The organism is Paraburkholderia gardini, from assembly GCF_907164545.1.
GTDB lineage: Bacteria > Pseudomonadota > Gammaproteobacteria > Burkholderiales > Burkholderiaceae > Paraburkholderia > Paraburkholderia gardini.
In genome coordinates, this window is sequence record NZ_CAJQZB010000001.1 from 280,160 (window position 1) to 299,352 (window position 19,193).

Genomic DNA, 19,193 nt, shown 5'->3' on the forward strand with positions numbered 1-19,193 from the left:
ACCTGTTTCCATGCGATGGCGTCAAAGAGGCCATCGCGCGAACGTTCAGGCAAAGAGCGTTTCGTACTGCTCCGCGGAAAAGCCGAGCGTCTTGACCCGGCCGTTCACGACCACCACGGGCCGCTTGATCACCGACGGCTTGTGGATCATCAGCGCGATCGCACCCGCTTCGGTATCGGCGGCGGCCTTCATGCTGTCGGACAGCGCGCGCCACGTCGTGCCGCGCCGGTTCAGCAACGCATCGAGCGACACGTCCTTGAGCCAGTCCTGCACGAGCGGCGCGGTGACGCCCGCTTTCTTGAAGTCGTGGAATTCGAACTCGACGCCGTGCTCCTCGAGCCACACGCGGGCCTTCTTCACGGTGTCGCAGTTCGGGATGCCGTAGACGACAGTTTTGTTGGCGCGAGCCATCAATCGCCTCGCAGCAGCTCGTTGAGGCCGACCTTGGCGCGCGTCTTGGCATCGACCTTCTTGACGATGACCGCGCAGTACAGGCTGTGCGAACCGTCCTTCGAAGGCAGGTTGCCCGCGACGACCACCGAGCCCGCCGGAATGCGCCCATACGTGACTTCACCGGTTTCGCGGTCGTAAATCTTCGTGCTCTGGCCGAGGTACACGCCCATCGAGATCACCGAGTTTTCCTCGACGATCACGCCTTCGACGACTTCCGAGCGCGCGCCGATGAAGCAGTTGTCCTCGATGACGACCGGGTTGGCCTGCAGCGGCTCCAGCACGCCGCCGATGCCGACGCCACCCGAAAGGTGCACGTTCTTGCCGATCTGCGCGCACGAGCCGACGGTCGCCCACGTGTCGACCATCGTGCCTTCATCGACGTACGCGCCGATGTTCACGTACGACGGCATCAGCACGACGTTCTTCGCGATGAACGAGCCACGGCGCGCGATGGCGGGCGGCACGACGCGAAAGCCGCCGGCAGCGAAATCTTCAGCGGTGTAGTTCGCGAACTTCGACGGCACTTTGTCGTAGAACTGCGAGTAGCCGCCGGCCGGTTGCGGCACGTTGTCCTCGAGGCGGAACGACAGCAGCACGGCTTTTTTCAGCCACTGGTTGACGGTCCAGTCGCCATCCTTCTTTTCGGCGACGCGCAGCGCGCCTTTGTCGAGCTGCTCGATGGCATGCGTGACGGCATCACGCACTTCGGCGGGCGCGGCCTTCGGCGACAGCTCGGCGCGGTTTTCCCAGGCGTTATCGATGATCTGCTGAAGTTGTTGCGACATGTTCGTGATTTCTGAAGAGTGGAAAGCGGGTGAAGAGGCCGGCGGCCGGCTGAAAGCGGTTCGCGGCGCGTCAGCGCGCCAGCGAACGGCAAAAATCGACGATCCGCTGCGCGCCTTCGGTGCATTCGTCGACACCGGCGACGAGCGCGAGGCGCACGAAATCGCGACCGGGATTCGTGCCTTGCGCGGTGCGGGCGAGGAACGATCCGGGCAGAACCGTCACATTATAGTCGGCGTACAGGCGCCGGGCGAAGTCAGTATCCGAAAGGCCAGTGCGCGAAACGTCCACCCACAGGTAGAACGCGGCATCCGGCAGACGCACGTCGAGCACGCCGGCGAGCATCGGCGTCACGGTGGAGAACTTCTGCACGTACTTCGCGCGGTTCTCGCGCACGTGCGTCTCGTCGTTCCAGGCGGCGATGCTGGCACTCTGGTAGACGGTCGAGAGCGCGGCGCCGTGATACGTGCGGTACAGCAGGAACTGCTTCAGGATCGCCGCGTCGCCCGCGACGAAGCCCGAGCGCATGCCCGGCACATTCGAGCGCTTGGACAGGCTCGAGAGCATGACAAGCCGCTCGAAGCCGCGGCCGAGCCGGTGCGCGGCTTCGAGGCCGCCGAGCGGCGGCTTTGCTTCGTCGAAATAGATCTCGGAATAGCATTCGTCGGACGCAATCACGAAGCCGTACCGGTCCGACAGCGCGAACAGTTCTCGCCAGTCGTCGAGCGTGAGCACGGCGCCCGTCGGATTGCCCGGCGAGCACACGTACAGGAGCTGCGTGCGTGCCCAGATGTCTGCGGGAATGGCCGCGTAGTCGCAGGCGAAGTTACGCGCTGGATCGCTGTTCGCGAAGTATGGCTGGGCGCCGGCCAGGAGCGCCGCGCCCTCGTAAATCTGGTAGAACGGGTTTGGGCAGAGTACGATCGCGGGCTCGCCACCGATCTTTTTCGATGGATCGATCACCGTCTGCGCGAGCGCGAAAAGCGCCTCGCGTGAGCCTGCGACGGGCAACACCTGCGTCAGCGGGTCGACGGCCGGCAGGTCGTAACGCCGCGCGATCCAGCGGGCGATCGATTCGCGCAGCGCCGGCGCACCGAGCGTCGCCGGGTACGAAGCGAGACCGCCGAGCGATTCGACGACGGCGTCGCGGATCAGCGCGGGCGTGGGGTGTTTCGGCTCACCGATGCCAAAGCTGATGTGCGCGAGACCGGCGGGCGGCGTGACGTCCTGGAAAAGCGCGCGCAGCTTTTCGAACGGATAGGGCTGGAGAGAGTCGAGTAGCGGGTTCACTGGGCGGATCGAGCCTGGTCGAAGACGGACAAACACAGATGAAGGCGGCGCGCGGCGACATCCTGAAGACGGGATCGGACGACCGGCGGCGAGCACTGGATTATAGCGTGCCGAGGAGCCTCCGGGCCCGGCGCGCACGGCGATCGGCAGGGGGCGCATCCTCGCGGACACGCCAGACAGGAGGCGGGATGCAGGCAGTAACAGACGAAGGACGGAACCCGTGGCGGCAAGGCGCGCGGCAGCAGGCGCCCCAGCGGGGACCGCGCGATGAATAGCGGGCTCCGGAACAGCTGGTCGACCGGCTGGCCGACGCTCGCAATCATGCTGGGCGCGTCGGTCTGGGGTCTGATCTGGTATCCGCTGCGCATGCTCGCCGCGCTGGGCGTGTCCGGCACGGCGGCGAGCGCATTGACGAGCGGTGCCGGGTGCCTCTTCGTGCTGCTCCTGCGTCGTCGCGCGATCGCGACGGTCCGGTGGCACTGGCTGCTGCCGGCGCTGGCACTGGCCGCCGGCGTGACGAACCTCGGCTTCGTATGGGGGTCCATTCACGGCGAAGTAATGCGCGTGCTGCTGCTGTTCTATCTCACGCCCGCATGGACCGCGCTCTTCGCGCACTTCATCCTGCACGAACGGCTGACGTGGTCGGGCGCGGCGCTCGCCGCGCTGTCGCTGGCGGGCGCGATGATGATGCTGTGGTCTCCGCAACCCGGCATTCCGATGCCGGGCAACCTGGCCGAATGGGCGGGGCTGGCGGGCGGCATGGGCTTCGCGATGAGCAACGTGCTGATTCTGAAGGCAAGCCGCGTGCTGCCCGACATGAAGCCCGAAATGCGCACGGCGACGATCTTCGGCGGGGCGGCGATCTTCAGTTCATTCGCGTCGTTTTTCGAGGCGATGCCGGCGCCGCCGGCGGCCTCCCATCTCGCAACCGCTGCGTTGCTCGTATTGGGCCTTGGGTTCGTGCTGGGCTCCAACAACATGCTGGTGCAATACGGGCTCGCGCGCGTGCCGGCCAATCGCGCGTCGATCATCATGCTGTTCGAGATCGTGATCACGGCACTGTCCGCGTGGCTCTTCGCCGGCGAGACGCCCGGTCCGCGCGAATGGGCGGGCGGCGCGTGCATCGTGCTGGCGTCAGCGTTGTCGAGCTGGGTACATCGCACGAAAGCAAAACCGCCTGCTGGCACGCACTCCGACCCGGACCGTAAGGATCGGGAACGCGCGATGGTATGATTGCCCCTGCCTGTCGGGACGCGCTTGACTGCGTGTCGCCGGCCCGAGTACCGCGGTGGTTCCGCGTGCCGTCCGGCAAGGTTCGCCGACGGTGCCCGGGAACAGTGCGGTCCGATCCAATTTTCCCTTTTCAATCAGCGATATCGCCGTGCGTCTGACCTCGATCAAACTCGCTGGCTTCAAATCTTTCGTCGACCCCACGCATTTCCAGGTTCCAGGCCAGCTCGTCGGCGTGGTGGGTCCGAACGGTTGCGGCAAATCCAATATCATCGATGCCGTGCGCTGGGTGCTCGGCGAATCGCGCGCTTCCGAGCTGCGCGGTGAATCGATGCAGGACGTCATCTTCAATGGCTCGACGGCGCGCAAGCCGGGTAGCCGCGCCAGCGTCGAACTGATCTTCGACAATGCCGACGGCCGTGCGGCCGGCCAGTGGGGCCAGTATGCCGAGATCGCCGTCAAGCGCGTGCTGACGCGCGACGGCACGTCGAGCTACTACATCAACAACCTGCCGGCGCGCCGGCGCGACATCCAGGACATCTTCCTCGGTACCGGTCTCGGTCCGCGCGCGTACGCGATCATCGGGCAGGGCATGATCGCGCGGATCATCGAGGCGAAGCCGGAAGAGCTGCGCGTGTTCCTCGAAGAAGCCGCGGGTGTGTCGAAGTACAAGGAGCGGCGCCGCGAGACGGAAAGCCGTCTGCACGACACGCGCGAGAATCTGACGCGCGTCGAGGACATCGTGCGCGAACTCGGCGCGAACCTCGAAAAACTCGAGGCGCAGGCGGTGGTGGCCACGAAGTTCAAGGAACTGCAGGCCGACGGCGAAGAGAAACAGCGACTTCTCTGGCTCTTGCGCAAGAACGAGGCTGGCGGCGAGCAGGAACGCCAGCAGCGCGCCATCGAGCAGGCCCAGATCGATCTGGAAGCGCACACCGCGAAGCTGCGCGAAGTCGAGGCGCAACTGGAGACGCTGCGGGTTGCGCACTACTCGGCGAGCGACGCGATGCAGGGCGCCCAGGGCGCGCTCTACGAAGCGAATGCCGAGGTGAGCCGCCTCGAAGCGGAAATCCGCTTCATCGTCGAGTCGCGCAACCGCGTGCAGGCGCAGATCGCCGCGCTGACCGCGCAGCGTGAGCAGTGGCAGTCGCAGGCGCAGAAGGCGCAGGACGATCTCGAGGACGCGGAAGAACAGCTGGCCGTCGCGGAAGAAAAAGCCGCCGTGGCCGAAGACGAAGCGGCTGCAAAGCACGATGCGATGCCGGCGCTCGAAGCCCGCTGGCGCGATGCGCAGACGCAGCTGAACGAAGAGCGCGGCGGCATCGCGCAGACCGAACAGGCGCTCAAGCTCGAAGCCGCGCATCAACGTAACGCCGACCAGCAACTGCAGCAGTTGCAGCAGCGTCACGAGCGACTGAAGCAGGAATCGGGCGGCCTTGATGCGCCGGACGAAGCGCAGCTCGAAGAGCAGCGCATGCAGCTCGCCGAGCACGAGGAAATCCTCGCCGAAGCCCAGGCGCGTCACGCCGATGCGCAGGAAACGCTGCCGCGTCTGGATGGCGAACGTCGTGCCGCGCAGGAACGTGTGCAGGCGGAGAGCGCGCAGATTCACCAGCTCGAAGCGCGGCTTGCCGCGCTCAAGCAGCTTCAGGAAAACGTGCAGACCGAAGGCAAGATCCAGCCGTGGCTCGACAGGCACGAACTGGGCGCGCTGCCGCGTCTGTGGAAGAAGCTGCACGTCGAGGCGGGCTGGGAAACGGCGCTCGAATCGGTGCTGCGTGAGCGGCTTGCGGCGCTCGAAATCTCGAATCTCGACTGGGTCAAGGCATTCGCGACGGACGCGCCGCCCGCGAAGCTCGCGTTCTACGCACCGCCGGCTGCCGGACAGCCGGGCGACGCGCCGTCGACGCTGCGCCCGCTGCTCTCGCTCGTGCGTATCGACGACGCCGGTTTGCGCGCGGTGCTCACCGACTGGCTCGGTCAGGCGTTCGTCGCCGACGATCTCGCGCAGGCGCTCGCGATGCGCTCGCAACTGCCGGCTGGCGGTGCGTTTGTCGTGAAAGCCGGTCACGTCGTGACGCGGGTCGGCGTGCAGCTGTACGCGGCCGATTCCGAACAGGCCGGCATGCTGGCCCGTCAGCAGGAAATCGAGAACCTGACGCGCCAGGTGCGCGCCCAGGCGCTCCTCGCCGACGAAGCGAAGGCTGCCGCGATCCGCGCGGAAGCCGCGCACACACAGGCATCGCAGGCACTATCGGACGTGCGCTCGCAGGCTGAGCGCGCGACGCAGCGCGTGCATGCACTGCAGATGGACGTGCTCAAGCTCACACAGGCGCACGAGCGCTACACGCAGCGCAGCACGCAGATCCGCGAGGAACTGGAAGAGATCACCGCGCAGATCGAGGAACAGCGCGCGTTGCGTGGCGAATCGGAAGCGAATTTCGAACGTCACGACACGCAGCTCGCCGAACTCCAGGCACGGTTCGAAGACAACCAGCTCGCGTTCGAAGCACTCGATGAAGCGCTGACCGCGGCACGCGCACAGTCGCGCGATCTCGACCGCGCCGCCACCGACGCGCGCTTTGCCGCGCGCAACATGGCGAACCGGATCGACGAACTGAAGCGCAGCATCCAGGTGGCGCACGAGCAGAGCGAGCGCGTCGCCGCTTCGCTGGAAGATGCACGTGCCGAACTCGAAACGATCAACGAGCAGACCGCGCACACCGGCCTGCACGACGCGCTGGAGTTGCGTGCGGCGAAAGAAGAGTTGCTCCACGCCGCCCGTCTCGAACTCGACGACCTGACCGCTAAGCTGCGTTCCGCCGACGAAACCCGTCTCACCGCCGAACGTGCGCTGCAACCGCTGCGCGACCGCATTACCGAACTGCAGTTGAAGGAACAGGCGGCGCGCCTGAACGGCGAACAGTTCGTCGAACAGCTGGCCGCCGCGGGCGTGGACGAAGCCGAGTTGCAGGCCAAACTCACGCCGGACATGAAGCCGTCGTATCTGCAGGGCGAAGTCACGCGCCTGAACAACGCCATCGCGGCGCTCGGACCGGTGAACATGGCGGCGCTCGACGAACTGAAGACCGCGAGCGAGCGCAAGACGTTCCTCGATGCGCAGTCGGCCGATCTGAACAACGCCATCGAAACGCTCGAAGACGCAATCCGCAAGATCGACCAGGAAACCCGCACGTTGCTGCAGGGCACGTTCGACGAGGTCAACCGGCATTTTGGCGAACTGTTCCCGCGTCTTTTCGGCGGCGGCCAGGCGAAGCTCATCATGACTGGCGACGAAATTCTCGACGCCGGTGTGCAGGTGATGGCGCAACCGCCGGGCAAGAAGAATTCGACCATTCATCTGCTCTCGGGCGGTGAAAAGGCACTGACGGCGACGGCGCTCGTGTTCGCGATGTTCCAGCTGAATCCGGCCCCGTTCTGTCTGCTGGACGAAGTGGATGCACCGCTCGACGATGCGAACACCGAACGTTTCGCGAACCTCGTGCGCGCGATGTCCGTCAAGACGCAGTTCCTCTTCATCTCGCACAACAAGATTGCGATGGAAATGGCGCAACAGCTGATCGGCGTGACCATGCAGGAGCAGGGCGTGTCGCGGATCGTCGCGGTCGACATGGAAACGGCCGCGGGCTTCGCGCAGAATATCGTTTGACCCGAAGAACGAATCGAGCAGACGGCGCGCGCCTGCACGCCACGCAGCGGCGTCTGGCCGCGCGAGGCAGACGCGGCCGGCTGCATCGCAGACAAAAGAATTGCTGATGGAGCATGCATGGACGAGTTGACACTCGGTTTGATCGGCGCCGGCGCCGTGGTGGTCGGGGGCGTGGTGGTCTACAACGCGTGGCAGGGCGCGAAGGTACGCCGTCGTATGCCGCGCCCCATGCCGCCTGAAACCGCCGAAACGTCCGTACGCGACGACGAAAAAGAGCAGAGCCCGTTCATCGAACCCGCGCGACCGGCCACACGCCGCGAGCCCTCGCTTGGCGATCCGGCGGATGCCGCCTCGGCCTCGCGCGTCGAGCCGAGTTTCGGCGGAGCGGGCGTCGCGCCGCTCGATACGCCGGTCGACATCCAGGCCGAAACGACGACACCAAACGGTTATCCCGAACCGGACGAAACCGGTGCTTTTGCGCCTGCCGGCGCGGCTGGCCAGGAGCCGGTCGAGCCGATTCTGCCTGCGGCCACGACGATTTCCCCGGCGCCGCCGGCTATCGTGGATCGCCGTATCGATTGCATCGTGCCGATCCGGCCGGCCGGCCCCGTTGCGGGCGACAAGATTATTCCGCTGGCCCAGCGCCTGCGGCGCGCGGGCAGCAAGCCGGTTCACATCGAAGGCAAGCCGGAAGGTGGCGGCGCGTGGGAGTTGCTGCAGAACGGCGCCCGCTACGAAGAACTGCGCGCGGCGGCGCAACTCGCGAATCGCAGCGGCCCGCTCAACGAACTGGAGTTTTCCGAGTTCGTGACGGGCGTACAGCAGTTCGCGGACGCGATCGACGCCTCTCCCGAATTTCCCGACATGCTGGAAACGGTCGCGATGGCACGCGAACTCGACGGCTTCGCTGCACAATGCGACGCCCAGCTGTCGATCAACGTGATGTCCGACGGCGCGCCGTGGTCCGCGAACTACGTGCAGGCCGTGGCTTCGCAGGACGGTCTGCTGCTCTCTCGCGACGGCACACGCTTCGTCAAGCTTGATGCCAGGCAGAGCCCGGTGTTCATGCTCCAGTTCGGCGACACGAATTTCCTGCGCGACGACCTCACGTACAAGGGCGGCCAGATGATCACGCTGGTACTCGACGTGCCGGTCGCCGACGAGGATATCCTGCCGTTCCGCCTGATGTGCGATTACGCGAAGTCACTGTCCGAGCGCATTGGCGCGCGGGTCGTCGACGATCAACGCCGGCCGTTGCCGGAAAGCGCGCTGCTCGCCATCGAAAAGCAGTTGATGACGCTGTATGCTCGCCTCGAACAGGCCGGCATCCCGGCGGGCTCGCCGGCCACGCGCCGTCTTTTCAGTCAGTAAGCCTGTCGCTGTCGTCCGGCTCGCGTTTCATCGCCCTGCCGTGCAACACCCTCGACGTGTTGCACGGCAGCGGCCCGACGATCCATCCGTTTCAGTTCACCTCCTTTGGCCATTTCGCGCCGTCGATCCACATCTTGATCGCTGCAACGACGGATGCGTCCTGGCCGTTGAAGCCGTGATGCGCCATCGCCTTGCAGGGGTTGCCGCTCGCGTCGCCGCCGCTCACGGTGATGAGGTCGTGGCCGCGGGCAATGCGTTTTGCCGCGTCGAACGAGCAGAGAAAGCACGCGTCGTCGACGTGATGCACGAATAGCTGACGTGCGTGGATCGCGTTGTAGTCGAAACCGGCAAGCGGCAGCGCCTGGCCGCGCGAAGGGCTGCTGAGCGTCGACGTATGGACGACCGCTTGCCAGGTGTTGCTGAGAACCCGCCCGGCGAACGCCGTCGAAATCGTGCCCCGGCTCGTGCCGACGAGAACGAGGTTCGCATCCGGAAAGCGATGCTTCAGGTCAGCGGCGATCCGCGCGATATCCTGCGTGTGACGCGACGACGCCCGGAAACTGTCGGTATAACCGTCGGGTAGATCGGAGGGCGAGTCTACGATTGCCGTAGCGAAGCGATCATCGACGATCAGACCACGTGCGCGAACCAGAAAATTGTTCTTCTCCCGCATCGTGATCTCGCCGTCTGCTTTCTGTCTGAGATCCAGCCTGCCATCGCCGCCAGGCATCATGACGAGTACCCACGCGGGTTTGCTGCCATCTTTCTGGGTGAGCAGACAGGCGATCGACTGACCGCCCGAAAGGGGGACGCTCACGACCTGCTCGCGCGCGAGCACCGGCAAGACGTGCAGCGCCACGAACATCGCGCATAGCGTTCGCAACAGCCTGGCCATGTACGGCACGTGGCTGGTGCGCAAGTGAAAAGATGACATGACTTCTCCTGCAATCGATGCGCCAGGTGTGCGGCGCAAGAACGTGATAGGGCTGCAGCCGCCAGGTTCGCATCCGGTCGCGCCTGTGTCAACGCGTTGCAATGCACGTTGACCAACTAGCCAGGAGGAAGCGGGGGGCGACTGCTGCATCTGCACGAAGCTGGCCGTTCGGACGATGCCATGAGCGACGCTTCCTGCGATAATCTGGCGTCTGAGATTCTTCTGAGAACCCGTCCATAGCATGGCTCGAACTTCCGTCCCTGATCCAGCAGTCACGTCGCCGGCCGGGCAGGCCGCATGGTTGCGCGCCGAACTTGAACGCGCGAACCATGCGTACTACGTGCTCGACCAGCCGGACCTGCCGGACGCCGAATACGACCGGCTCTTCAAGGCGCTGCAGCAGATCGAATCCGAACATCCGGACCTGATCACGCCGGATTCACCGACGCAGCGCGTCGGTGGCGAGGTCGCACGTGGCTTTGAGCCGGTCGTGCATTCGATGCCGATGCTTTCGCTGAACAACGGCTTCGCTGACGAAGACATCGCCGCGTTCGACAAACGCGTGTCCGACATGCTCGGCGTGGCGCCGGTCGATTATGCATGCGAACTCAAGTTCGACGGGCTCGCCATTTCGCTGCGTTATGTCGACGGCCGCTTCGTGCAGGCGTCGACACGCGGCGACGGCGAAACGGGCGAGGATGTGACCGAGAACATCCGGACGGTTCGCTCGATTCCGCTTACGCTAAAGGGCAAACGCATACCCGGGGTGCTGGACGTTCGCGGCGAAGTGCTGATGTTTCGCCGCGACTTCGAGCGCCTGAACGCACGGCAGCGCGAAGCGGAACAGCGCGAATTCGCGAATCCGCGCAACGCCGCGGCCGGCAGCCTGCGCCAGCTCGATCCGAAAATCACCGCGCAGCGGCCGTTGTCGTTCTTCGCGTACGGCATCGGCGTGCTCGAAGATATGGAAATGCCGGCAACCCATAGTGCGCTGCTCGACTGGTATGGCGAACTGGGCCTGCCGGTGAATCCGGAACGGGCTGTGGTGAAGGGCGTGGAAGGGCTGCTGGCGTTCTTCCATGCTGTCGGCGAAAAGCGGGATGCGCTGCCGTACGACATCGATGGCGTCGTGTACAAGGTCAACAATCGCGAAGAGCAGGACCGGCTCGGTTTCGTGTCGCGCGCGCCGCGCTTCGCGCTTGCACACAAGTTCCCGGCGCAGGAAGCGCTCACGAAGCTTCTGGCGATCGATGTTCAGGTCGGGCGCACAGGCGCGATCACGCCGGTTGCCAGGCTGGAGCCCGTGTTCGTCGGCGGCGCGACCGTGACGAACGCGACGCTGCACAACGAAGACGAAGTGCGTCGCAAGGACATCCGCATCGGCGACACGGTCGTGGTGCGCCGTGCGGGCGACGTCATTCCCGAGGTGGTGAGCGCGTTGCTCGACCGGCGTCCGGCCGACGCGCGCGAGTTCGTGATGCCGACGCAGTGTCCGGTCTGCGGTTCCGCGATCGAGCGTCTGCCGGAAGAAGTGATCGCGCGGTGCAGTGGTGGGCTTTTTTGTCCCGCGCAGCGCAAGCAGGCGCTGTGGCACTTCGCGCAACGCCGCGCGCTCGATATCGACGGCCTGGGGGAAAAGATCATCGATCAGCTGGTCGAACAGAATCTGGTTCGCACGCCTGCCGATCTGTTCAACCTCGGATTCTCGACGCTCGCCGCGCTCGATCGTTTCGCGGACAAGTCCGCGCAAAACCTGCTGGATTCCCTGGAAAAAGCCAGGCACACTACGCTCGCCCGCTTCATCTATGCGCTGGGTATCCGGCATGTCGGTGAATCGACCGCGAAGGACCTGGCAAAGTATTTTGGCTCGCTCGATCCGGTCATGAACGCGTCGGTCGAAGAACTGCTTGAAGTCAACGACGTCGGGCCGGTTGTCGCCGAAGCGCTTCATCAGTTCTTCGCTGAAGAGCACAATCGCACGGTGATTGAACAGTTGCGGGCCCCGGGCCGCGTGACATGGCCGGAAGGGCCGCCGGCACCGAAGGCGCCGCAGGGCGTGCTGGCGGGCAAGACCGTCGTGCTGACGGGCACACTGCCCACACTCGCGCGTGACGACGCGAAAGAAATGCTGGAGGCGGCCGGCGCGAAAGTGGCCGGTTCGGTGTCGAAAAAAACCGACTACGTGGTCGCCGGCGCGGAAGCGGGCAGCAAGCTCGCGAAGGCCGAGGAACTCGGCATTCCCGTACTCGACGAAGAAGGTATGCGCAAGCTTCTGGAGGGGCACCTGACATGATTCGTGAAATCCTCAAGATGGGCGATCCGCGTCTTCTACGCATCGCCGCACCGGTCGATCGTTTCGATACGCCCGCTCTGCATGACCTCGTGAAGGATATGTTCGACACGATGCACGACGCGAACGGCGCAGGGCTCGCCGCGCCGCAGATTGGCGTCGACCTGCAGGTTGTGATCTTCGGATTCGGGCGTAACGAACGTTACCCGGACGCGCCCTCCGTGCCGGAAACGGTGCTCATCAATCCGACCATTTCGCCGGTATCGCAGGATATGGAGGAAGGCTGGGAAGGGTGCCTGTCCGTGCCGGGATTGCGCGGCGCCGTGAGCCGGTTCACGATGATCCGGTATCAGGGTTTCGACCAGTTCGGCAAACCGATCGATCGTGTCGCGGAGGGGTTTCACGCCCGAGTCGTTCAGCACGAATGCGATCACCTGATCGGCAAGCTCTATCCGATGCGGATCAACGATTTCTCGAAGTTTGGCTTCACTGAAGTACTGTTTCCTGGGCTTGATCCGAACAGCGACGATTGAGCCGTTAGCCGTGAAAGGTGCGACCGGTGTGACCGATCGCGCACCGCAATGGAAAACGCCCGCGGATGCGGGCGTCCCTGCCTTTCGGTCCGGCCTGAGCCGGACACTGGCACGTATTCCTGTGATGTCAGTACCTCAGAACGATTCTTCAGTGTCCAGATAGCGCCATTGTCCCTGGGGCAACGCGCCGAGTTGAACACGGCCCATTCGAACGCGCTTTAGTCCGACGACGTTCAGTCCAACCAGTTCGCACATACGACGGATCTGGCGTTTCTTGCCTTCGCGCAACACAAAGCGGAGTTGCTCGCCGTTTTGCCAGCTCACCATGGCGGGCTTGAGTGGCACGTCGTCGAGCGACAGGCCGTGTCGCAATGTTGCGAGGCTTTCTGGCGGGAAACTCTGATCAATATCGGTTGCCTGGTCGCCGTAAGTCACGCGGACCAGGTATTCCTTGTCGATATCCGAGTTTTCGCCGATCAATTGCCGCGCGACGCGACCATCCTGCGTCAGGACCAGCAGGCCGGTGGAGTCGATGTCGAGGCGTCCCGCAGGTGCCAGCGCACGCAGTTGCATACCCGAGAAGCGGATTCCCGAGCGGTCGCCTTCCCAGTGATTTTCGGGCGTGATGAGCGTGATGGCCGGCAGATAGCCGTCCTCGGCCTGGCCCGACACAAAACCAACCGGCTTGTGCAGCAGGATCGTGACCTGTTTTGCCTGCTCGGCCCGGGCTGCCGGGTCGATTTCGATCTGTTGCTCCGGAAGCACCTTCGTGCCGAGCGTGTCGATCCGGACGCCATCCACGATCACCCAGCCTTTTTCGATCCATTCGTCCGCTTCGCGTCGCGAGCACAGGCCGAGTTCCGACATCCGTTTCGACAGCCGCAGCGAGCCCGGTTGATCGTTGTGATGATCGTCAGACGCGGTCTCGCGAGCTTCGGCTGCGCGTGCCGGTTTGGCGTCGACGGTTGCCGGACGCCGCGCGGGTCGTTCTTCGCGCGCAGGGCGCCCGGCGCGGTCCGCATAGGTGCTTTTTACAGGTCTCGCGAAAGCCCGCTCGCCGCTTTCGCCCGCGCCGCGTTCTTTCGCGAATGCGGGGCGTTCGGTGCTGCCGCTGCGGGGAGGACGCCCGGCGTCACGTCGTGTGCCGGGGGCACCCCGATCGGCGCCAGGGTGGGGACGAGCAGCGTCGGTGCGTTCGCGCGCATCGTCGCGCTCACGTCGCGGTGGGCCGCCACGGGCGCCTGTATCCGCGGGACGTGCCGCTGCACCGTATGGCCGGCGTGTGCCTTCTTCACGCGGCGCGCGAGGTGCGCGCTCGCTGTCGAAACGTTGCGGCGCGCGTTCGCCGCCAGCACGTTCGCCTTCCGCGCGACGCGGCGGACGGTCGCTACGCTCGCGGTTACCTTCGAACGAACGTGGCGGCCGTTCGCCTTCAGCACGACGCGGTGGACGGTCGCTACGCTCGCGGTTGCCTTCGAACGAACGTGGCGGCCGTTCGCCTTCAGCACGACGCGGCGGGCGGTCACTACGATCGCGGTTACCTTCGAACGAACGAGCCGGGCGGTCACCTTCAGCCCGACGCGGCGCCGCGCCACCCGGACCATCGCGTCGCGGCGGCCGTTCGCCGCTGGCGCGACGGTCATTCCGCTCACCGCCGCCCGACCGTTCGCGCGTCGATGCGCCTTCCGGTCGAGCCGGCCGCGGTCCGGTCGACGGACGCCCGCCGGTGCCCGGCGCACGTTTGCCGCCGGCAGGGCCGGCCCCGGCAAAAGAGCGCTTTGCCGCGCCCCCGGAAGACGGTCCGCCGCGGCGCTCGCCTGCCCCCGCGTCGTCGCTGTTGCGTTTGCCCAGCATCGACGTCGGCTTGGGTCCAACCGGCTTGGATTTGCTACGCGCCGCGGCGCTGCCCGAACGAACGGGAGCCCGATCGGCACTTGCCGGCCGCGGGTGCCTGGCTGTCAGTTTGACTCGCATGAAATCTCACACTGCGATCGCGCGCAGCAGTTCGGTCTCGACCTGAATTTGCAGGCGGTTGTCCGAGAGGCCGTGGCCGTCCAGCAGGAACACGTCCTCGACACGTTCGCCGAGGGTGTTGATCCGCGCCGCATGGACGCCGACCCGATGTTCCGCCAGCACGCGCGCGATCGAATAAAGAAGGCCTGGCCGGTCGTTCGCGGACACGGACAGGATGTAGTACTGGCCGCGCTCGTCGGCCCGAAGATCGACACGCGGCGTAACCGGGAAGGTCCGCGACAGACGCGACAGGCGCCCCTTCGACGGTTCTGGCAGCAACGGACCTTCGCCCGACAGCCGGGCGCACAGTTGCTGTTCCACCAGATTGGCGATGTCCCGATAATGCACGTCTTCCTCGGTGTGCGCGACGAGGAAGTTGTCGAGTGCGTATCCGTGGCGCGTCGTACTGACCCGCGAATCCAGCACCGACAGTGCATTGCGGTCGAAATACGCGCAGATCGCCGCGAACAGGTCAGGGCGGTCCTTCACGTACACGAGCACCTGAAGCCCCGCACCGATCGGCGACGGCCGGGCCCGGACGATCGGTGTGGGCGTTTCGACGTGCCGGTACAGCACACGCGTTTGCCACGCGATGTCAGCCGCGTCGTGACGCAGGAAGTAACCCACATCGAGCTTGTCCCACAGCGCCCGCTGGGCGTTTTCCGGAACGGTTTCGAGACGCAGCAGCGAAAGCGCCTGCTCCTGCCGCGATTTCAGTTCGGAATGCGCATCGGGACGCGCCCCACCGAGCACGGCCAGCGTGGCCCGGTACAGGTCTTCGAGCAACTTGCCTTTCCATGCGTTCCATACTTTCGGGCTCGTGCCACGAATGTCGGAAACGGTCAGCAGGTAAAGCGCGGTCAGCCACCGTTCGGAACCGACGAGGGCGGCAAATGTCTTGATCACCTCTGGATCGCTCGTGTCCTGCTTCTGCGCGACCTGACTCATGGTCAGATGCTGCTGGACGAGCCACACAACCAGCTTGCCATCGTCACCGCCGATGCCGTGATCGCGGCAGAAGCGGCGTGCATCAGCCATGCCGAGCGTCGAATGGTCGCCGCCGCGCCCCTTGGCGATATCGTGGAACAGCGCGGCCACGTAAAGCACGTAGGGCCGCTCGAAGTTCGCGATCAGCTGGCTGCAGAACGGGTACTCGTGCGCGTGTTCGGCCACGGAGAAGCGGCGCAGATTGCGCAGTACCATCAGGATATGCTGGTCGACCGTATAGACGTGATACAGGTCGTGCTGCATCTGTCCGACGATGCGCCGGAAATTCAACAGGTAGCGCCCAAGCACGCTGGTCTGGTTCATCAGGCGCATTGCATGCGTCAAGCCTTCCGGCTGCTTCAGGATATCGAGGAAGAGTCGCCGGTTTTCGGGATCCCGCCGCCAGTGCTGGTCCATCATCTCGCGCGCATTGTAGAGCGCGCGCAGCGTGCGGGCGGACAGGCCCTTCACGCCAGGCGTTTTCTCGTACAGCAGAAAAGCCTCGAGGATTGCGTTCGGCTTACGCTCGAAAACGTCGTCCGTGGCAATTTCCAGCATGCCCTGTTTTTCGACGAAACGATCGGACAAGACCCGGGTGATGTTGCTTGTTTTCGGAAAAAGCTGCGCCTCGATGTTCTGGATCAGAATCGTCGCAAGCTGCGTGACAGCCTTGGCCGCCCAGTAATAGCGGCGCATCAGCTGTTCGCTGGCGCGCTTCGTGGCGGTCGCCTTGTAACCGAAGCTCTCCGCGACCGGATTCTGCAGGTCGAACACCAGGATGTCCTGGCGACGTCCGGCAATGATGTGCAAACGGGCCCGCAGTGTTTTCAGAAAACCTTCGTTACGGCGCAACTCGCGTGCTTCACGCCCGGTAATCAGGCCGCGCGCATCCAGCTCGCGCCAGCTGCTGCCCAATTGCGCTGCCTGCGTGACCCACAGGATCAGTTGCAGATCGCGCAGGCCGCCGGGGCTTTCCTTGATGTTCGGCTCGAGTGCGTACGGCGTGTCCTGGTACCGGGCGTGACGCTGACGCATCTCCAGCACCTTGGCCTGGAAAAACGCGCGTGGGTCGAGGGCGTCGCGGTAGCGCTGCGAGAAATCTTCGAAGAGCGCCGTGCTACCCGCGATCCGGCGTGCTTCGAGCAGTGCTGTGCGGACCGTGATGTCGTTGGCCGCTTCGTCGAGACATTGCGAAACAGTGCGCACGCTGCTGCCGAGTTCGAGGCCCAGGTCCCACGCAAGCCCGATGAAGCGCTCTATACGTGCTTCCAGATGCGGGACCGGTTCGTCCGGCAGGAGGACGAGGATGTCGATATCCGAATGAGGCGCCAGTTCGCCGCGACCGAAGCCGCCCACGGCGACCAGCGCCAGCGACCCGGGCAGCTCGCAGGCATTCCAGGCGCCTGTCAGCGCGCTGTCGGTGAGGCGCGCGAGCGAGCGCATCAGCGAGTCGACGTTGGCCGCTGACCGGAAACGCTCCAGTAACAAAGCTTTGGCCACCTTGTAGTCCGCCCGTAGCGACGAGGCATGGGTTAGCGCGACAGCTGGAACACTCATGGGCGACCGGGTCAGGAGATCGAGGGACCGTTCAGGCGGTGGCGGCGGCGAGAGCCGGGCGGGCAGGCGTGCCGACGGAGACCGTCAGCACTTCATAACCTGTTTCCGTGACCAGTATCGTGTGCTCCCATTGTGCCGACAGGCTGCGGTCTTTCGTTTTCACGGTCCACTGGTCAGGCATCGTGCGGATATCGCGACGACCGGCGTTGATCATCGGCTCGATCGTGAAAATCATGCCTTTTTGCAGCTCGATGCCGGTGCCGGGGCGCCCGTAATGCAGGATCTGCGGATCGTCGTGGAAAACCTGGCCGATGCCGTGACCGCAGTATTCCCGCACGACGCTATAACCCTGCGCCTCGGCGTGCCGCTGGATCGCATGGCCGATATCGCCGAGATGCGCGCCGGGCCGAACCTGCTCGATGCCGCGCCACATGCATTCGAACGTGGTCTGCACGAGCCGCTTCGCGAGAATCGAACCCTCGCCGACGATGAACATCCGGCTGGTGTCGCCGAAATAGCCGTTCTTGATGACGGTGATGTCGATATTGAGCGCGTCGCCGTTCTTGAGCGTTTTTTCGCCCGGAATGCCGTGGCAGATCACGTCGTTGACGGAAATGCACGTCGCTTTCGGGTAGGGCGGATAGCCGGGCGGCTGATAGTTGAGCGGCGCCGGAATCGTGCCCTGTACGTTCAGCATGTATTCGTGACACAGACGATCGAGTTCACCCGTCGTCACGCCGGCCTTGACATGCGGCGTGATGTAGTCGAGCACCTCGCTTGCGAGTTTGCCGGCAATGCGCATCTGCGCGATATCGTCTTCGTTTTTGAGCGTAATAGCCATGAGTCGGGCCTGAAATGCAGTTTATTAAAAGATTATCGCACCATATGGGGCCTGCCGCAGCCTTTTGAGACGGCGTTCTGGCCGTCCGGCTAGATGTTGAGGGAGCATCGGCGGGCGTGGCAGCCGGGTCGCTGGCGCCGGAAGGTGCAACCGCCGCGCGGTTCAGGGGCAACCGCGCGGGTTGAGTCGACCGATAGTCACGTGCTATAATCTTTGGCTAAGTCGTTCAGGGTTATTTTGCCGTGCCGCTACTGCGGGCCCGGGGCGGCGGATGTGGCAGCAAGGAAGAAGTAGTAAAAGGCAGTAAAAGCAGCACAAGGCAGCAGACTCGCAAGCCGGCGCACCCAGGGTGTTCGCGGCGTCAGGTTCCCGCAGAGGCGGGCGCGGCGCAGTGGATACGGCAGCCGGCTTAAGACCCCAACCCTCGCGGAGATTTTCATGGCAGTTACCATGCGTCAAATGCTGGAAGCCGGTGTCCACTTTGGTCACCAGACGCGCTTCTGGAACCCGAAGATGGCCCCCTTCATTTTCGGCCATCGCAACAAGATTCACATCATCAACCTCGAAAAGACGCTGCCGATGTACAACGACGCACTGAAGTACGTGCGTCAGCTGGCAGCGAATCGCGGCACGATCCTGTTTGTCGGCACGAAGCGTCAATCGCGCGACACGATCGCCGAAGAGGCGAAGCGCGCTGGTATGCCTTACGTCAACGCCCGCTGGCTTGGCGGCATGCTGACCAACTTCAAGACGCTGAAGGTATCGATCAAGCGCCTGAAGGACATGGAAGCCGCTGTTGAGTCGGGCGAAACCGAGCGCATGAGCAAGAAGGAAGCGCTCCTGTTCGAACGCGAAATCCAGAAGCTGCAAAAGTCGATCGGCGGCGTGAAGGACATGGGCGGTATTCCGGACGCGATTTTCGTCGTTGACGTCGGCTATCACAAGATTGCCGTCACTGAAGCGAACAAGCTTGGCGTGCCGGTCATTGCCGTGGTCGACACGAACCATTCGCCGGAAGGCATCGACTACGTGATTCCGGGTAACGACGACGCCAGCAAGGCTGTCATCCTGTACACGGCAGGCGTGGCTGACGCGATCCTCGAAGGCCGTGCGAACGCGGTCAACGAAGTGGTGCAGGCTGCCCGTGGCGGCGAAGGCGACGAGTTCGTCGAGGTCAACGGGGAAGCGTAAAACTGCCCCGTGTCCGGCAAAAAAGGGGGCTTTCTACAGGCCCCCTTTTT

General features: G+C 64.5%; 14 protein-coding genes. 6 read left to right on the plus strand and 8 right to left on the minus strand.

Annotation, left to right across the window (positions count from 1 at the left end; translation table 11 throughout):
- Window positions 1-45: 45 nt before the first annotated feature.
- The 3 genes from LPA37_RS01235 to dapC form a co-directional block, all read right to left on the minus strand.
- Window positions 46-411: an ArsC family reductase gene (locus LPA37_RS01235; RefSeq protein ID WP_228877371.1), complete on the minus strand. Its 366-nt coding sequence runs from the start codon at window positions 409-411 to the stop codon at window positions 46-48.
- Window positions 411-1,238 (minus strand): 2,3,4,5-tetrahydropyridine-2,6-dicarboxylate N-succinyltransferase, encoded by an 828-nt coding sequence (dapD, locus tag LPA37_RS01240; protein ID WP_228977612.1) that lies wholly within the window; start codon window positions 1,236-1,238, stop codon window positions 411-413. Before dapD ends, LPA37_RS01235 begins: the two co-directional genes overlap by 1 nt.
- Before the next feature lie 70 nt (window positions 1,239-1,308).
- Window positions 1,309-2,526, minus strand: coding sequence for a succinyldiaminopimelate transaminase (dapC, locus tag LPA37_RS01245; RefSeq protein ID WP_229011095.1), 1,218 nt, complete (start codon window positions 2,524-2,526; stop codon window positions 1,309-1,311).
- Window positions 2,527-2,793: 267 nt separating this feature from the next.
- Here dapC and LPA37_RS01250 point away from each other — a divergent pair, with 267 nt between their 5' ends.
- The 3 genes from LPA37_RS01250 (at window position 2,794) to LPA37_RS01260 (ending at window position 8,797) form a co-directional block, all read left to right on the plus strand.
- A complete protein-coding gene (locus LPA37_RS01250) occupies window positions 2,794-3,759 on the plus strand; it encodes a DMT family transporter (protein WP_228977610.1) in 966 nt (321 codons plus the stop codon).
- 148 nt (window positions 3,760-3,907) lie between these two features.
- Entirely contained in the window at window positions 3,908-7,426 is a 3,519-nt protein-coding gene (gene smc, locus LPA37_RS01255; protein ID WP_229011097.1) for a chromosome segregation protein SMC, read from the plus strand.
- 117 nt (window positions 7,427-7,543) lie between these two features.
- Window positions 7,544-8,797 carry a cell division protein ZipA C-terminal FtsZ-binding domain-containing protein gene (locus tag LPA37_RS01260; protein ID WP_229011100.1) on the plus strand — a complete coding sequence of 418 codons (1,254 nt, stop codon included), beginning with the start codon at window positions 7,544-7,546 and terminating at the stop codon, window positions 8,795-8,797.
- A 91-nt stretch (window positions 8,798-8,888) separates the two neighbouring features.
- Here LPA37_RS01260 and LPA37_RS01265 read toward each other — a convergent pair whose 3' ends face one another.
- Entirely contained in the window at window positions 8,889-9,731 is an 843-nt protein-coding gene (locus LPA37_RS01265; protein ID WP_229011102.1) for a hypothetical protein, read from the minus strand.
- A gap of 241 nt (window positions 9,732-9,972) precedes the next feature.
- Here LPA37_RS01265 and ligA point away from each other — a divergent pair, with 241 nt between their 5' ends.
- Together ligA and def are read left to right on the plus strand one after the other, a co-directional pair.
- The gene (ligA, locus tag LPA37_RS01270) at window positions 9,973-12,024 is read left to right on the plus strand and encodes an NAD-dependent DNA ligase LigA (protein ID WP_229011104.1); all 2,052 of its coding nucleotides are present in this window, start codon (window positions 9,973-9,975) and stop codon (window positions 12,022-12,024) included.
- On the plus strand, window positions 12,021-12,554 hold the full coding sequence (gene def / locus LPA37_RS01275; RefSeq protein WP_228977598.1) for a peptide deformylase: 534 nt from the start codon (window positions 12,021-12,023) through the stop codon (window positions 12,552-12,554). Before ligA ends, def begins: the two co-directional genes overlap by 4 nt.
- Window positions 12,555-12,689: 135 nt before the next feature.
- Here def and LPA37_RS27780 read toward each other — a convergent pair whose 3' ends face one another.
- The 4 genes from LPA37_RS27780 to map all read right to left on the minus strand — a co-directional run bounded on the left by LPA37_RS27780 (window position 12,690) and on the right by map (window position 17,952).
- Window positions 12,690-13,439 carry a pseudouridine synthase gene (locus LPA37_RS27780; RefSeq protein ID WP_324251866.1) on the minus strand — a complete coding sequence of 250 codons (750 nt, stop codon included), beginning with the start codon at window positions 13,437-13,439 and terminating at the stop codon, window positions 12,690-12,692.
- Window positions 13,440-13,585: 146 nt separating this feature from the next.
- Complete coding sequence (locus LPA37_RS27785) at window positions 13,586-14,197, minus strand: hypothetical protein (RefSeq protein ID WP_324251867.1); 612 nt, start codon at window positions 14,195-14,197, stop codon at window positions 13,586-13,588.
- 337 nt (window positions 14,198-14,534) lie between these two features.
- The gene (locus tag LPA37_RS01285; RefSeq protein ID WP_229011108.1) at window positions 14,535-17,111 is read right to left on the minus strand and encodes a [protein-PII] uridylyltransferase; all 2,577 of its coding nucleotides are present in this window, start codon (window positions 17,109-17,111) and stop codon (window positions 14,535-14,537) included.
- A 31-nt stretch (window positions 17,112-17,142) separates the two neighbouring features.
- Window positions 17,143-17,952 carry a type I methionyl aminopeptidase gene (gene map, locus LPA37_RS01290; protein ID WP_228977592.1) on the minus strand — a complete coding sequence of 270 codons (810 nt, stop codon included), beginning with the start codon at window positions 17,950-17,952 and terminating at the stop codon, window positions 17,143-17,145.
- Between the two features lie 438 nt (window positions 17,953-18,390).
- Here map and rpsB point away from each other — a divergent pair, with 438 nt between their 5' ends.
- Entirely contained in the window at window positions 18,391-19,143 is a 753-nt protein-coding gene (rpsB, locus tag LPA37_RS01295; RefSeq protein WP_228977591.1) for a 30S ribosomal protein S2, read from the plus strand.
- The last annotated feature ends 50 nt before the right edge of the window (window positions 19,144-19,193 follow it).